Annotated in this window: 14 protein-coding genes; 12 read left to right on the top strand and 2 right to left on the bottom strand. The window is 70.1% G+C overall.

Features of this window, described 5'->3' with window-relative positions; translation table 11 throughout:
* Positions 1-6 precede the first annotated feature (6 nt).
* Both QM714_RS04820 and QM714_RS04815 read left to right on the top strand, forming a co-directional pair.
* A complete protein-coding gene (locus QM714_RS04820) occupies positions 7-1,530 on the top strand; it encodes a flavin-containing monooxygenase (RefSeq protein WP_415098114.1) in 1,524 nt (507 codons plus the stop codon).
* 58 nt (positions 1,531-1,588) lie between these two features.
* Positions 1,589-1,966, top strand: coding sequence for a single-stranded DNA-binding protein (locus QM714_RS04815; RefSeq protein ID WP_415098112.1), 378 nt, complete (start codon positions 1,589-1,591; stop codon positions 1,964-1,966).
* On the opposite strand, the gene QM714_RS04810 is transcribed toward QM714_RS04815, so the two are convergent.
* Positions 1,944-2,600 (bottom strand): TetR/AcrR family transcriptional regulator, encoded by a 657-nt coding sequence (locus tag QM714_RS04810; protein WP_415098110.1) that lies wholly within the window; start codon positions 2,598-2,600, stop codon positions 1,944-1,946. The two genes, QM714_RS04815 and QM714_RS04810, sit on opposite strands and share 23 nt — an antisense overlap.
* Before the next feature lie 100 nt (positions 2,601-2,700).
* Here QM714_RS04810 and QM714_RS04805 point away from each other — a divergent pair, with 100 nt between their 5' ends.
* Positions 2,701-3,897: an aminomethyltransferase family protein gene (locus QM714_RS04805; RefSeq protein WP_415098108.1), complete on the top strand. Its 1,197-nt coding sequence runs from the start codon at positions 2,701-2,703 to the stop codon at positions 3,895-3,897.
* 1 nt (position 3,898) lies between these two features.
* Positions 3,899-5,530: a phytoene desaturase family protein gene (locus QM714_RS04800; RefSeq protein ID WP_415098106.1), complete on the top strand. Its 1,632-nt coding sequence runs from the start codon at positions 3,899-3,901 to the stop codon at positions 5,528-5,530.
* Between the two features lie 7 nt (positions 5,531-5,537).
* Here QM714_RS04800 and QM714_RS04795 read toward each other — a convergent pair whose 3' ends face one another.
* Positions 5,538-6,659: a DUF1015 family protein gene (locus QM714_RS04795; RefSeq protein ID WP_415098104.1), complete on the bottom strand. Its 1,122-nt coding sequence runs from the start codon at positions 6,657-6,659 to the stop codon at positions 5,538-5,540.
* Between the two features lie 29 nt (positions 6,660-6,688).
* Here QM714_RS04795 and QM714_RS04790 point away from each other — a divergent pair, with 29 nt between their 5' ends.
* The 8 genes from QM714_RS04790 (at position 6,689) to QM714_RS04755 (ending at position 15,275) form a co-directional block, all read left to right on the top strand.
* A complete protein-coding gene (locus tag QM714_RS04790; protein WP_415098102.1) occupies positions 6,689-7,723 on the top strand; it encodes an HAD-IIA family hydrolase in 1,035 nt (344 codons plus the stop codon).
* Positions 7,724-7,733: 10 nt separating this feature from the next.
* The gene (locus QM714_RS04785; protein ID WP_415098100.1) at positions 7,734-7,946 is read left to right on the top strand and encodes a hypothetical protein; all 213 of its coding nucleotides are present in this window, start codon (positions 7,734-7,736) and stop codon (positions 7,944-7,946) included.
* 1 nt (position 7,947) lies between these two features.
* Positions 7,948-8,787, top strand: a complete 840-nt coding sequence (locus tag QM714_RS04780) for a TlyA family RNA methyltransferase (protein ID WP_415098098.1) — start codon at positions 7,948-7,950, stop codon at positions 8,785-8,787.
* A complete protein-coding gene (locus QM714_RS04775; protein WP_415098096.1) occupies positions 8,784-9,746 on the top strand; it encodes an NAD kinase in 963 nt (320 codons plus the stop codon). Before QM714_RS04780 ends, QM714_RS04775 begins: the two co-directional genes overlap by 4 nt.
* Positions 9,739-11,442 (top strand): DNA repair protein RecN, encoded by a 1,704-nt coding sequence (gene recN / locus QM714_RS04770; protein ID WP_415098094.1) that lies wholly within the window; start codon positions 9,739-9,741, stop codon positions 11,440-11,442. Before QM714_RS04775 ends, recN begins: the two co-directional genes overlap by 8 nt.
* Positions 11,443-11,521: 79 nt before the next feature.
* Positions 11,522-12,712, top strand: coding sequence for a putative cytokinetic ring protein SteA (steA, locus tag QM714_RS04765; protein ID WP_415098092.1), 1,191 nt, complete (start codon positions 11,522-11,524; stop codon positions 12,710-12,712).
* Positions 12,709-13,590: a copper transporter gene (locus tag QM714_RS04760; protein WP_415098090.1), complete on the top strand. Its 882-nt coding sequence runs from the start codon at positions 12,709-12,711 to the stop codon at positions 13,588-13,590. Before steA ends, QM714_RS04760 begins: the two co-directional genes overlap by 4 nt.
* 11 nt (positions 13,591-13,601) lie before the next feature.
* Positions 13,602-15,275: a CTP synthase gene (locus tag QM714_RS04755; protein ID WP_415098088.1), complete on the top strand. Its 1,674-nt coding sequence runs from the start codon at positions 13,602-13,604 to the stop codon at positions 15,273-15,275.
* The last annotated feature ends 27 nt before the right edge of the window (positions 15,276-15,302 follow it).

The raw sequence follows: 15,302 nt of genomic DNA, 5'->3' as shown, positions 1-15,302 counted from the left end.
GAAAAGATGACAGACACGACAGGCGGCGGGTTGTCCGTCGCGATCATCGGTGCTGGCTTCGGCGGCATCGCCATGGGTGTACGTCTGGTCAAGGCCGGCATCACGAACTTCACGATCTTCGACTCGTGGGGCGATATCGGCGGAACGTGGCTGCACAACACCTATCCCGGGGCCGCCGTCGACACTCCTTCTCACATGTACTCCTTCTCCTTTCGGCGCTACGACTGGCCACGCAGGTTCGCCACCCAGGCGGAGCTGCTTGAGTACCTCAAGACGACCGTGAAGGAGTGGGGGCTCGACGAACACCTCGAGCTCAACACCGAGATCACCGGTGTGCATTGGGACGATCGATCCAGGACGCACCGGGTCGTCGATGCGAACGGTTGCGAGTGGACGTTCAACGTCGTGGTGTCGGCCGTCGGCATCTTGAACGTCCCCGCGTTCCCTGGCTGGGAGGGGAAGGACGAGTTCCGCGGAACGGTGTTGCACACCGCTCGGTGGGATCCTGCTGTCGACTGGTCCGGCAAGCGCGTCGCGGTCGTCGGCACCGGCTCTTCCTCGGCTCAGGTGGTTCCCGCGATGGCTCCCGATGCTGCCAGTCTGACCGTCTTCATGCGGCAACCCGTCTGGGTGGACGAGAAGGACGAGCACACCTTCACCCGAGAAGAGCGCCGTCGTTACTCGACGTGGTGGGGATACCACCGTGAGCGGTACAAGGTCTACCTGGCCAATGAACGCAACTGGTTGGGCGGGCGCGTCGCCGTGCCCGGCTCGCGCGTCGATCGGCGGGCCACCGCTCGCTGCTTCGCCCATATGAAGCGGCAGATCAAGGATCCCGCCCTCCTTCGCCTGATGACGCCCGACGGGCCTTACATGGCCAAGCGTCCGGTGCGAAGCGCGGAGTACCTCCCAGCCCTGCAGCGTGACAACGTGAAGCTGGTTCCGCGCGCGGTCGAGCGGTTCTACGAAGACGGGCTCATCGACAGCGCCGGCGAGAAGCACCCCGTCGACATCGTCGTCACCGCGACGGGCTTCCGCCCTGCTGAGTACATCTTCGGGATCGACGTGACCGGCAGCAATGGCGCCGACCTCCACGGGGTGTGGGGTGCCGACCCGCAAGCGTTCCTGGGCGTGAACTACCCCGGATTCCCCAACTTCTTCATGCTGCTCGGCCCGAACTCCAACTACTACGCCATCGTCTTCAATCTGGAGCGGCAAGCCGACTTCGTCGCACGGATCCTGGTCCGCATGCAGCGAAGCGGAAGCGACGTCGCGGAGGTCAAGCACACGTACTTCCGCGTCTTCAACCGCTGGCTCAGCAAGCGTCTCGCCCGCTCCTCGTTCGCCACCGGCGAGAGCTACTTCCGCTCGGCCTCGGGAACCGTAGTGACTCAATGGCCTGAAGGTGCTGCGCCGTTCTGGCTACTGACCAGACTGCTGGCCATTCCGTCGACACGGTTCACCGCCGCGCGCGTGCGGCCCGCGAGGCGTCCACAGACCACCAACACGAGGCAGTCTCCACAGGCGTGAGCTACGCAGCGTGCTCGGGGCTGCTGTCTCGGCGACGGTGGTCCTCGGAGGTGAGGTCGTGACCAGACGAGGCGAGGCCAGCGACGTAGCGCTGGCGGATGCGGTGGAGGCGGTCAACGAGGTGCGCCTGGTGGGTCGGGTCTCGGCTGCTCCCGAGGAGCGGACGCTGCCCAGCGGCGACTCGCTGTGGACCTTCCGGGTGGTGGTGCAGCGCCCGGCCGAGCGGCGCCGACCACGCGCGAGCGTGGACGCGCTGGAGTGTGCCGTCTGGTCCGGCCGTCCCCGGCGCTCGGTCGCGACCTTACGGGCAGGCGACGAGGTGGAGGTGCGCGGAGCGCTGCGCAGGCGGTTCTTCCGAGGCGGCGTCGGCTCCGTGGCGTCGCGGGTCGAGGTCGAGGTGAGTGGCCTGAAGGTCATTCGGCGGCAGAGCGGGTGAGCACGCGATGGGGGAGCACACGATGGGGGAGCACACGTTGGGGGAGCACCGTGCCGGGGGAGAGGCCCAGCTCGCGCTCGGTGGCCTCTCGCGACCAGGCGTCGGCCTGCTCGTCACTGAGCACGTCGCCGTGGGCGACCACCTGGAGGCTCAGTCCGTCCAGCAACGACAGCACCCGCCAGGCGGCGGCGTCAGGGTCGTCGGTGGTCATCACGCCGTTGGCGCAGCCGTCGGCGATGACCTCGGCCAACAACGCCTGCCACTCCTCGTTGAGGCGCCGGGAGGTGCGTTGCACTGCCGGTCGACGAGCCGCCTCGGCCCAGGCATCCAGCCAGATCTGCATGCCGGCGTCGGTGTCGGCGCGGGCATAGGTGTCGAAGAAGAGCCGCAGCCTCTCGAGCGGTGAGTCTCCGGCGGCTACTGCCGCCACGGTCTCCTGGAGGTCCGCGCGGGCGATCCGCTCGAACGCCTCGGCGAGCAACTCGTCCATCGAGGAGTAGTAGTGGTGGATCAGCCCGCTCGAGGTGCCGAGCTCCGCGGCCACATCACGGACCGTCGTGGCCGCGATGCCACGGCGCTGCATCACCGCGAGCGTGGCGGCGACGATCGCCTCGCGCCGCTCGGCTGGGCTCATCCGCGCCATGAGACGCACCCTAGCCCGCTATTGCGCAACCGTCCAACAATTCTCTAGGGTGGGTGGACCCACCGCACCGAAGCGAGGCACCCGCATGAGGATGAAGACCACGCCCTTCCACCCGCGTCTGGTCGAGCTCAACGACACCGGACTCTGGTCGCACTGGTCGGGCTACCTCTCGGCGGTCCGCTATGACTTCTCCTCGAAGTTCGAATACTTCGGGATCCGCAACGCCGCAGCGTTCTTCGACGCCTCGCCGCTCTACAAGTTCTGGATCCGTGGCGCGGACGCCGAGCGTTATCTCGCCGGTGTGATGGCCAGGGATGTGCGCACGGTGCGGCCCGGTCGCGCGCAGTACACCGTGTGGTGCGACGACGAGGGCTACGTCCTCGAGGACGGCGTGCTCTTCCGGCACGCGGCCGACGAGTTCATGCTCACCGCCGCCGAGCCCAACCTCTCCTTCCTGCAGTCGCAGGCGATCGGCAAGCGGGTCGAGATCGTCGACGTCTCCGAGGACTACGCGACCCTCGCGGTGCAGGGCCCACGCTCGCGCGCGATCCTCGAGCCGCTCGCGCCCGAGATCGCCGAGCTGTCCTACTTCGGGTTCACCCCCGCCAAGGTGGCCGGTCACCCGGTGACGATCAGCCGCACCGGCTTCACCGGCGATCTCGGCTTCGAGGTGATGGTCGGTGCCGACGACGCGCTGCCTGTCCTCGACGCGATCCTCGAGGCGGGTCAGCCGCACGGCCTGCGGCCGTTCGGCGAGGAGGCGCTCAACATGGCGCGCATCGAGGCCGGCCTGCCCCTGATCGGCACGGAGTTCACCTCGGCTCGCTACGCCTACAACGCGGCCGAGCGATTCACTCCGACCGAGCTCGGCCTCGGCTGGCTGCTGCGCGGCATCGATGACGACACCCGCCCCTTCGTGGGACGTGACGCCATCCGCCGCGAGCTGGCCGACAAGACCTCGCGCTGGACCACCCGCGGCATCGTCGTGGACTGGCGCGCCTACCGCGATCTCTACGAAGCGCACGGGCTGATCCCGGAGATGGACGAGATCCCGGTGGGCTGGGAGACGATGCTGTACGACGACGCGGGTGAGCGCGTCGGCTACGCCACCAGCCTGATGTACTCCCCGATGATGCAGCGCTACATCGGCATCGCCCGGATCAAGCCGGAGCTGGCCGCCGTCGGCGGCACCGTCCAGGTCGAGCAGACCGTCGACCACGAGTACTACACGGTCCCGGCCGAGATCACCACCCTGCCCTTCTTCAACCCCGAGCGGAAGCTGTCCTGACATGGCGAAGAAGCCCTCGTCCAACAACTACGACGCGATCGTCGTCGGTGGGGGTCACAACGGCCTCACCAACGCGGCGTACCTCGCCAAGTCCGGGCTCCGCACGCTGGTGTTGGAGCGCCGGCCGATCGTCGGCGGCGCCGCGATCACCGAGGAGCTGCACCCGGGCTTCTCGTTCACGACCTTCTCCTACGGCCTGAGCCTGATCCGGCCCGAGGTGGTCCAGGAGCTCAACCTGGTCAAGCACGGCTTCATGCCGCTGTTGATGAACTCCACCTTCGCGCCGATGGAGAACGGCGACTACCTGCTCGTGGGTGGGGACCGGGAGCACAACATCTCGGAGTATCGCCGCCACTCCAAGGCCGACGCCGACGCGATGGACCGCTTCGAGTTCGACCTGTCGCGGGTGCAGCAGTACGTCAAGCCGATGTTCGACGCGATGGCGCCCAACATCTTCGGCGGCACCGAGGAGGACGCCGAGCAGGTCGCCTGGCTGCTCAAGCACCTCGGCTCGGCTCCGCCGAAGGTCGTCCACGACACGGTGCGGCTGCTGTTCGGCAGCATCGCCGACTTCCTCGACGACTACTTCGAGAGCGACGTCATCAAGGGACACCTGGCCTCGTCGGGGATCATCGGCACCAAGGTCGGTCCGATGTCCCCGGGCTCGGGGCTGGTGTTCTTGTTCATGGCGATGGGTGAGCACGACGGCTCGGTGGGTGCGTGGGCGTTCCACAAGGGCGGCAACGGCGGCTTCACCGAGGTGCTTGCCCGGGCCGCCCAGTCCTACGGCGCGGAGGTGCGGCTCGAGGCGCCGGTCTCGCATGTGGTCACGGCCAACGGCAAGGCGACCGGTGTGGCCCTCGAGGACGGCACCGAGTTCACCGCGCCGGTGGTGGTCAGCTCCCTGGACCCGCGGCGCACGTTCACCGAGTTGGTCGACCCCGCGGAGCTGCCCACCGAATTGGTGGAGACCATTCGTCGGTTCCGCTTCCAAGGGACCGCGTCGAAGGTGAACTTCGCACTCGACGGCCCGCCGGTCTTCCCCGCGCTGGCCGATCGCACCGACCAGTGGCAGGGCTTCGTCAACATCGGCCCGTCGATCGAGTATCTCGAGCGTGCCTTCGACCCCGCGAAGTACGGCTGGTACAGCGAGCGCCCCTACCTCGACTGCTGCGTGCAGTCGTTCATCGATCCCGACATGGCGCCTGCCGGCAAGCACGTGATGTCGTGCTTCACGATGTACACGCCCTACGAGCTGAAGAAGCCCGACGGCACCCCGGGTGACTGGGACGTCGAGCGGGACAACCTCGGCGACACCGTGCAGCGCACGCTCGCCGAGTTCTTCCCCGGCTTCGACGACCTGGTCGTGCACCGCGAGGTCGTCACCCCGCTGGACATCGAGCGGGTCACCGGGCTGAGCGAGGGCAACATCTACGCCGGCGAGTTCCTCGCCCCGCAGATGTACTTCTTCCGGCCGGCACCCGGCTACTCCGACTACCGCACCCCGATCGACGGCTACTACCAGTGTGGGTCCGGCACCCACCCCGGTGGCTGCGTGATCGGGGCTCCGGGCCGGTTCGCGTCCCAGCAGGTGCTCAAGGACCTCGACGCCAAGGGAACCAAGAAGCCGTAGAGCGGCATCACCCGTCGCGCAGCGAACGCATCAGCACGCCGAGGGCCGGCTTGGGCTGGAACGAGGTGGCCTTCTCGGGCAGCAGTCGATCGTGGGCGACGATCTGGTGCACCTGGTCGAAGTCGAGCGCCGGCATCACGATGGCGACGTCGCGACGGGGGCGCACTCGCTGCAATGCGTCGGCGACCTGGTGGTGGTAGGTCACCACGGCCGGGTCGACCCCGATCGCTGGTAGCACCGACTCGTGCAGCAGGTCGACCGCCGTCCGCCCTTCGGGGATCTTGAGCTGGAGGGTGGCCCAGCCCTGACCGTCGGTGGCGACCAGCGTGTGCGAGCCGAGCTCTTGGAGAGCGCCGTCGGTGGCATAGCGGCGCACGACCGCGACGTCGTCGGGCACGCGTTCGAGGGCGTCGAGCCGCAGCCCCTGCACGATGCGATGGATGGCGCCCAGGAACAGTGGCGTGTCGTCCTGGTCCACCAGCATGGCCAGACCCAGGTCCCAGGCGGTGCCCGGTCGTTCCTGTTGCAGGCGAAGCGCGGCGGCGTAGCGATGGTGTCCGTCCGCGATCACCGGCGTGGCCCGCTCGAGCACCCCGGAGAGCACCTCCTGGCTGTCGGGGTCGCGCAGCGCCCAGACCCGGTGGCGATGACCACGCCGGTCGGCGAAGTTGCGCAGCGCCGGCCCGCTGGCCAGCTCGTCCAGGGCGGCGCGCACCTCGGCGCTGCCTCGGTGGACCAACAGGATGGGCGCCGGGTTGAGCGACATCCGCCGCATCCGGCGTGCCAACTGGTCGACCTGACCAGGATGCACGCCCTCGTGGGGCAGCACCGCACGGTCGGCTGGGTCGGCGGAGCGATGGGTCAGGTCGAGGGCGGCGACGATCCCGCGCACGACCATCCCGTCGACGGAGTACTCGTGCAGATAGATCGCCGGATCGCGATCTCGCCACACCCGGCCGGTGCGTTCCCACAGCGCGAGTCGGGCCGGCGCGTCGCGATAGGGTCGGGCGAGCGCGCCCACTGCGGCAGGGTCTCCGACCCGACGCGGGGTGAGCGACAGCCCTCGAAATGGCAGCAGGCGCAGCGGTTTCCCCAGGTGAGGTGGCGGGACCACCACGGCGTCGTCCATCGAGTGCATGCTAGAGGAGGAGGGAAACAGTGTTGGGGAGCTCTGCGGTCCCGCCGTGTGAGGCGTACGACCTGACCATGTTCGACCTCGATGGTGTGGTCTACATCGGCGGCAAGCCCGTCCCAGGTGCACCGGAGACGATCGCGGCCCTCCGCGACTCGGGCGCTCGGATCGCATTCATCACCAACAACGCCTCCCGACCGCCGGACGCGGTTGCCCGCAATCTGGTCCGGATGGGCGTGCAGGTGTGGGAGGACGACATCGTCACCTCCGCCCAGGCCGCGGCGCGACTGCTCGCCGCCCGCCTCCCACCCGAGAGCCGGGTGCTGATGCTGGGCGCCGAGGGCCTGGCCCGAGCGCTGGTCGAAGAGGCACTGGTTCCCGTGCGGGAGACGACCGACGACGGGTCGGTGGCCGCCGTGGTCACCGGCTATGGCCCGGACGTGGTCTGGCGCGACGTGATGAGGGCCGCTGTGCTCATCCGCGACGGGGTCTGGTGGGTCGCCAGCAACACCGACCTCACCCTGCCGACGTCGTTCGGCACCGCCCCGGGCCATGGCGTGATGGTGCGGATGCTCTCCCAGTTCTCCGGCGTCGAGCCCGAGGTGGCCGGCAAGCCGGCCCGGCCGCTGTTCGACGAGACGCTCCGGCGGGTCGGCGGTCGCCGACCGCTGATGGTCGGCGACCGGCTGGACACCGACATCGAAGGTGCCTACCACGCCGGCCTGGACTCCCTGCTGGTGATGACCGGGGTGAGCCAACTCCCCGAGGTGGTCACGGCGCCGCCTCACCAGCGCCCGACGTACGTCGCCACCGAGCTCACCGGCCTGCTCAAGCCGCAGCCGGTGGTCGAGGAGGAGGCGCTGGACGGCTCCGGCAGCCGGTGGAGCTCTGGTGGTTGGCAGGCCGTGGTGAGCGACGGGCGTCTGGGCGTCACCGGCGAGGGTGGCCCCGATGACTGGTGGCGGGTGGTCGCCTCGGCAGCCTGGCAGCACCTGGACCGGACCGGCGCCGCGGTGGACATCGACGGCGTGACACCGCTCGAGCCCACCGACCGAGGTTAGGGTGACAACCATGGATGAGGGTGAGCACGAGGTCGACACATCGGCCGAGTTCGATCAGTCCGAGGGATTTGATCAGCCCGAACTGCGCACCGGCAGCCCCCGCGTGGACGGGGTCCTCGACGACCTGGCCGGGTTGGACGACCTGCCCGTGGCCGAGCACCTCGCGGTCTTCGAGAGGGCCCACGAGGCGCTCCGCGAGGCGCTCGAGGCGCCGGACAACTAGCGTGCCCCCGCGCCGTCTGCGGCTGGATGCCGAGTTGGTGCGCCGGGGCCTGGCCCGGTCGCGTGAGCACGCAGCGGAGCTGATCCGGGGCGAGAACGTGCGGGTGGGCGGCATGGTCGCACGCAAGCCCGCGACGGCGGTGACCACCGATGTCGCGATCGTGGTGCGGACCGACCCCGATCGCCCCGACTACGCCTCCCGTGGTGGCCACAAGCTGGCCGGCGCGCTGGCAGCGTTCGAGCCCAACGGCCTGCTCGTGAGCGGGCGCCGTTGTCTCGACGCGGGCGCCTCTACCGGTGGCTTCACCGACGTCCTGCTCCGGCACGGAGCGGCCGAGGTGGTGGCGGTCGACGTCGGCTACGGCCAGCTCGTCTGGCGGCTCCGGCAAGACGACCGGGTGCGAGTGCTCGACCGCACCAACGTCCGGCAGCTGACGCCGGATCTGATCGGTGGACCGGTCGAGCTGGTGGTGGGTGACTTGTCCTTCATCTCGTTGGCCCTCGTGCTGGACCCGTTGATCGGTGTCACCGAGCCGGACGGCGACCTGGTGGTGATGGTCAAGCCACAGTTCGAGGTGGGCCGCGAGCGCCTGGGCAAGGGTGGCGTGGTCCGCGACCTCACCGATCGGGCAGACGCGGTGATCGGGGTGGTCGAGGCCGCCGCGCAGCGAGGGTGGGGGGCGCGGCAGGTCACCACCAGCCCCTTGCCCGGCCCGTCGGGCAATGTCGAGTTCTTCGTCTGGCTCCGTCGGGGGCCGCGAACCGTCGACGACCTCGATATCCGTGACGAGGTGGCACGCTCCACGACGCCGACGGTGCCGGGTGAGAAGGTGGACTCGTGACCGACGCCCGCGCGACCCAGGTGCGCCGCGTCTTGCTGGTGGCAAACTCGCGCCGGCCGGACGCGCGCGCGGTGGCCCGTGACTTCTGCGCGAGGCTGACCGAGCACGGCCTGGTCGTCCGACTGGTCGACGAGGACGCGGCCGAGCTCGGCATCGACCCGGTCGCGTTCAGTCCGCCACTCGACATCGCCGACGGCGATGAGGACGCCGCCGCCGACTGTGAGCTGGCGGTCGTCCTCGGCGGCGACGGCACCCTGCTGCGCGCGGTCGAGCTCACCCGCGGCTGCGGGACACCGCTTCTCGGGGTCAATCTGGGACACGTCGGCTTCCTCGCCGAGGTGGAGCACGAGGACGCCGACCGGATCGTCGACGCCGTCGTGTCGGGGCGCTACTTCACCGAGGACCGGCTGACCCTGGACGTCACCGTTCTGCAGGACAAGACAGTCGTGGCGCAGACGTTCGCTCTCAACGAGGCGAGCGTCGAGAAGTCCGCGCGGCAGCGGATGCTCGAGGTCATCGTCGGCATCGACGGTCACCCCGTGTCGCGCTGGGGATGCGACGGCGTCGTCTGCGCGACTCCGACCGGGTCGACCGCCTACAGCTTCTCCGCCGGTGGCCCGATCGTGTGGCCCGGTGTCGACGCACTGCTGGTGGTGCCGATCAGCGCCCACGCCCTCTTCGCCCGACCGATGGTGGTCGGTCCGGACTCGTTGGTCGTGATCGAGCTGGTGGACGGAGCCGACGGCTCCGGCGTGGTGTGGTGTGACGGTCGACGGACCGTGGACCTGCCTCCCGGTGCGCGGGTCGAGGCGCGTCGCGGCGACGCCCCGGTTCGGCTGGTGCGGCTGCAAGAGGCGCCGTTCACCGACCGGCTGGTGAAGAAGTTCGACCTGCCGGTGGACGGCTGGCGAGGCGCCGCGGAGCGTCGACGCCGTGCCGCGGGGGACAGCGATGCTTGAGGAGCTCCGGATCTCCTCCCTCGGTGTCATCGAGGCCTCGGTGCTCGAGCTCGGACCGGGGCTGACCGTCGTCACCGGTGAGACCGGAGCAGGCAAGACCATGGTGGTCACCGCGCTGGGGCTGCTGCTGGGCGCCCGAGCAGACTCCGGTGCCGTGCGCACCGGCGCCCGATCGGCCCGCGTGGAGGGGGTGCTGGACGCCAGCGCCGTCCAGGAGCTGGCCGAGGCGGTCGAGGCAGTCGGCGGCGTGGTCGAGGACGACCGGGTGGTGGTGGCCCGCAACATCTCCGCCGAGGGCCGCTCCCGTGCGTTCGTCGGAGGGGCGAGTGTCCCGGTGGCGACGCTGGCCGAGGTCACCGAGCCGTGGGTGGCGGTGCACGGGCAGTCCGACCAGCACCGCTTGCTGCGCGCTCAGGCGCAACGCGTGGCGCTCGACAGTTTCGCCGGCCCCGAGCACGGTGCGCTGTTGGGTGACTACGAGGAGCTCTATGCGCGACTCCAGTCCGTCGAGCGGAAGCTCGCCGAGATGGTCGCCAGCGCGCGCGAGCGGGCCCAGGAGGCCGACCTGCTCCGCTTCGGGCTGGCCGAGATCGAGACCGTCGAGCCACGCGCCGGCGAGGACGACGAGCTGGCCGCTGAAGAGTCCCGGCTCGGCTTCGCCGACACCTTGCGGGCAGCGGCGACCCAGGCCAGGGACGCCCTGTCGAGCGACGAGGGCGTCGCCGACGCGCTGAGCGCGGTCGCCGCTGCCCGATCCGCGCTGGACGGTGTCCGAGAGCACGACACCGAGGCCGCCGGCCTCGCCGACCGACTCGCCGAGCTCAGCTATCTGCTCTCCGATCTGGCGACCGACGTGGCGTCCTACGCCAGTGGCATCGAGTCCGACCCGATCCGGCTGGCGGCGGTCTCCGAACGACGCGCCGCGCTCACCGCACTGACCAGGAAGTACGGCCAGACCGTGGCCGAGGTTCTCGGCTGGGCGGAGTCGGGCAGCCGCCGGCTGCTGGAACTCGACTCCACCGACACCACCATCGCCGACCTCGAGGGCGAGCGCGCCGAGTTGCGCGCGAAGCTGGGTGAGGCGGCCGGCGTACTCTCGGCGAGCCGGACCCGGGCCGCCGCGGTGCTGGCCGAGGAGGTGACCGGGGAGCTCGCCCTGCTCGCGATGCCGTCGGCCCGGTTGGAGATCGCCGTGCGACGACACGACAGCGAGGGGCCCGATCAACGGTTCGGGCCGCACGGCGTCGACGAGGTGGAGTTCCTCCTTGCGACCAACGTCGGCGCCGAGCCCCGCCCGCTGGCCAAGGGTGCCTCGGGCGGTGAGCTGTCCCGGGTGATGCTGGCCCTGGAGGTTTCGTTGGCTGCGACCAACCCGGTGCCGGTCTTCGTCTTCGACGAGGTCGATGCCGGGGTCGGCGGCCGAGCTGCGATCGAGGTCGGCCGCCGCCTCGCGCAGCTCGCCCGGAGCGCCCAGGTCCTGGTGGTCACCCACCTGCCCCAGGTGGCGGCGGCAGCCGATCGCCACGTGGTCGTCGAGAAGGCCAGCGACGGCAGCGTCACCACCTCCGGGCTGACCGTCCTAGACGACGAGGCGCGGGTCCGAGAGCTGTCCCGGATGCTGGCCGGTGTCGAGGAGTCGGAGGCCGCGCTGCAGCATGCGCAGGAGCTGCTCGACGGGGCCCGCAGCGGCGCCTGACCGGAGGCCCACCGGCCGACGCGCGGAGCCGTCGCAGATCCGCTGACCGGCCACCCTGCGGTGAAACCATGGCACCGCCATGAGATTCCCCGTTCGCTCACGCACTCCCTCCGACGCTCCCGGGCTCAGCGCACCCGCGCGGGTGGACCGGCGCACCTCCTCGCTGATCTCCCGGCTGCGGCCAGGTGACATCGCCGTGCTCGACCACATCGACCTCGACCGGGTCACCGCCCAGGCTCTGGTCGAGGCCGGCGCGGCAGCCGTGGTCAACGCAGCACCGATGACGTCGGGTCGCTATCCCAACCTGGGGCCCGAGGTGTTGGTCGACGCCGGTCTGCCCGTGGTCGATCGGGTGGGCAGCGAGGCGCTCAGCGCGGTGCGTGACGGCGCAGCGGTGCGGCTCTACGACGGCGAGCTCTACCTGGACGAGCAGCTGGTCGCGACCGGTCGCCAGGTGGACGCCGAAGCAGTGCGCGACGACATGGCCGAGGCCCGCACCGGCATGGCCGCCCAACTCGACAGCTTCACTCGCAACAGCCTGGAGTTCGTGCGCCGCGAGGAGGCGCTCCTCCTGGAGGGCGAGGGTCTGCCCGCGCTCCGCACTCGTCTCTCCGGGCGGCCGGTGGTGGTGGTCACCCGATCCCTCGACCACGACGACGAGCTGGCCCGGGTCGCCCGCTTCGTGCGGGAGAACGATGCCGTGCTGATCGCCGTGCACCGCGGCGTGGAGGCGGTGACCGCCGCCAAGCTTGAGGCCGACGTGGTCGTCGTCGATGCCCGCGCCGCCGACGCCGAGCAGCCCGCCGACAAACTGCTCAAGGCAGCCAAGGACGTGGTGGTCCGCGTGGACCCCGGGTCTGGAGGTGCCGCAGAGCCCTTCGAGCGGCGCGGACTCCGCCCGGTCTTCTGCCAGACCGGAGCTGCCCCGGAGGACCTGGCCCTGCTGCTCGCCCACCACGGCGGCGCCTCTGTCATCGTCGGTGTCGGCCTGCCCGCCACCGTCGAGGAGCTGCTCGACCGCCGGCATCCCGGGCTGGCCAGCACCTATCTGACCCGCCTCGCGGTGGGGGAGAAGCTCGTCGACGCCCGCGCGGTGCCGGTGCTCTACTCCGGGCGAGTCCGAGCCTGGCACCTGGTGGTCGTGCTGCTCGCCGGGCTCCTCGCGCTGGCCGTCGCCGTCGCCACTACGCCGGTGGGCCAACAGTGGGTGCACGACGCCGAGCCGCTCTTCGGCAGCCTCCTCGACGACATCCAAGGACTGTTCTCGTGATCTCCTTCCGCTACCACATCGTCTCCCTGGTCGCCGTGCTGCTCTCCCTGGCCGCCGGCGTCGTCCTCGGCGGCGGGCCGCTCTCGGCCCTGGGCCGGGGCGACTCCGCCGCCTCGCCGTCGTCAGCGGACACCAAGGACGCCGCCCGCGCCGAGGCCTTCGCCGACGCGTTCGCCGAGCAGGGCGCGACCCGCCTCTACGCCGACGGCCTGGCCAAGCGAGGTGTCGTGTTGGTCTCCTTCCCCGGCGCGTCCGACACCATCCGCAACGCCCTCGCCAAGCAGGTCGCCGCCGCGGGTGGGAAGGTGACCGGCAGCTATGCGGTCCAGGCCAACCTGGTCGACCCCGGCGAGAAGACCCTGGTCGACACGCTGGGCAGCCAGTTGATGACCCAGCTCCCGGACGGCACGGTGTCGGGTGACGCCGCGACCTACGACCGGCTCGGTGAGCTCTTGGGCACGGCGGTCGCCACCACCGAGACCACCGGCAGCCCGGAGCTGGGCGACCGCTCGACCACGATCTTGAGCAGCCTGGACGGCGCGGGTCTGGTCACCTCGACGGGCAAGGCGGCCGGGCGCGCGTCGTACGTCGTGCTGTTGCTCGGCGACGACTCCGGCACCGACGCCGACCCGATCTACGCAGGGCTGGTCACCGGGCTGGCCAGCCACGCGGCCGGCGTGGTGGTCGCGAGCGGAGGAGACACCGGCACGTTGGAGAGATTGCGGGAGGACCCCGCGGCCGAGCAGGTCGCCACCGTCGACGGAGCAGACGGAGCCGCCGGTCAGGTCACCACCGTGCTGACGCTGACCCAGTGGCCCGCCAGCAAAGGTGGCTCGTTCGGTGCGGCGGGCGCCGACGGCGCGGTTGGCCTGCGGTAGGCTAGAAACCCGTGAAGGTAGCGACCCCCACCAAGCACGTGTTCGTCACGGGGGGAGTCGCCTCCTCACTCGGCAAAGGCCTGACGGCATCAAGCCTCGGCAACCTGCTGAAGTCACGTGGTCTCCGGGTCACCATGCAGAAGCTGGACCCCTATCTCAACGTCGACCCCGGGACGATGAACCCGTTCCAACACGGCGAGGTCTTCGTGACCAACGACGGCGCGGAGACCGACCTCGACATCGGCCACTACGAGCGGTTCCTCGACACCGATCTCAACCAGGTCGCCAACGTCACGACCGGGCAGGTCTACTCCTCGGTGATCGCCAAGGAGCGCCGAGGCGACTATCTCGGTGACACCGTGCAGGTCATCCCGCACATCACCAACGAGATCAAGGAACGCATCCGCGCCATGGCCACTGCCGGCGAGGGCGAGCCGGCCGACGTGGTCATCACCGAGATCGGCGGCACCGTCGGCGACATCGAGTCGCTGCCGTTCCTGGAGGCTGCCCGCCAGGTCCGCCACGACATCGGCCGGGACAACTGCTTCTTCCTGCACGTCAGCCTGGTGCCCTACATCGGCCCGTCGGGGGAGCTGAAGACCAAGCCGACCCAGCACTCCGTCGCTGCACTGCGCTCGATCGGCATCCAGCCCGACGCCATCGTCTGCCGCGCCGACCGGGAGATCCCGCAGGGCATCAAGCGCAAGATCTCGCTGATGTGCGACGTCGACGAAGAGGCGGTCATCACCGCCGCCGACGCTCCCTCGATCTACGACATCCCCAAGGTCGTCCACCGCGAGGGCTTGGACGCCTACGTCGTACGCCGCCTCGACCTGCCCTTCCGAGACGTCGACTGGACGGTCTGGGACGACCTGCTCCGCCGGGTCCACCACCCCAAGGAGGAGGTGACCGTCGCCCTGGTCGGGAAGTACATCGACCTACCCGACGCCTACCTTTCCGTCGTCGAAGCGCTCCGCGCCGGCGGCTTCGCCCACGAGGCGAAGGTGCACGTGCGTTGGATCCAGTCCGACGAGTGCGAGACGCCCGCCGGCGCCCGCCGCAACCTCGAGGACGTCGACGCCATCTGCGTGCCGGGCGGGTTCGGGATCCGCGGCATCGAGGGCAAGCTGGGCGCGCTTACCTACGCCCGCACGCACGGCATCCCGACCCTGGGCCTCTGCCTCGGCCTGCAGTGCATGGTGATCGAGTTCGCCCGCAGCGTCGCCGGTCTGGAGAAGGCCGCCTCCACCGAGTTCGACCCCGACTGCCCCGAGCCGGTCATCGCCACCATGGAGGAGCAGAGGTTCTTCGTCGACGGTGCCGGCGACCTGGGCGGCACCATGCGGCTCGGGCTCTATCCGGCCGACCTGGCTCCGGGCTCGCTGGTGCGCGAGCAGTACGGCGCCGGCTCGGTCGAGGAGCGGCACCGCCACCGCTACGAGGTCAACAACGACTACCGTGAGCAGCTGGAGTCCGCCGGGCTGGTGTTCTCCGGCACCAACCCCGACCTCGACCTGGTGGAGTTCATCGAGCTGCCGCGCGACGTGCACCCCTACTACGTCGCCACCCAGGCCCACCCCGAGCTCCGCTCCCGCCCCACCCGCCCCCACCCGCTCTTCAAGGGTCTCGTCGGCGCCGCCGTCGAGCGCCAGAAGGAGCTCAGGTTCCCGATCGACGGGGACTAGCGCCAAGCGAGTAGGTTGTCCTCGCAT

This window comes from Nocardioides sp., from assembly GCF_047602075.1.
Lineage (GTDB): Bacteria > Actinomycetota > Actinomycetes > Propionibacteriales > Nocardioidaceae > Nocardioides.
This window is presented reverse-complemented; position numbering and strand designations above follow the sequence as displayed.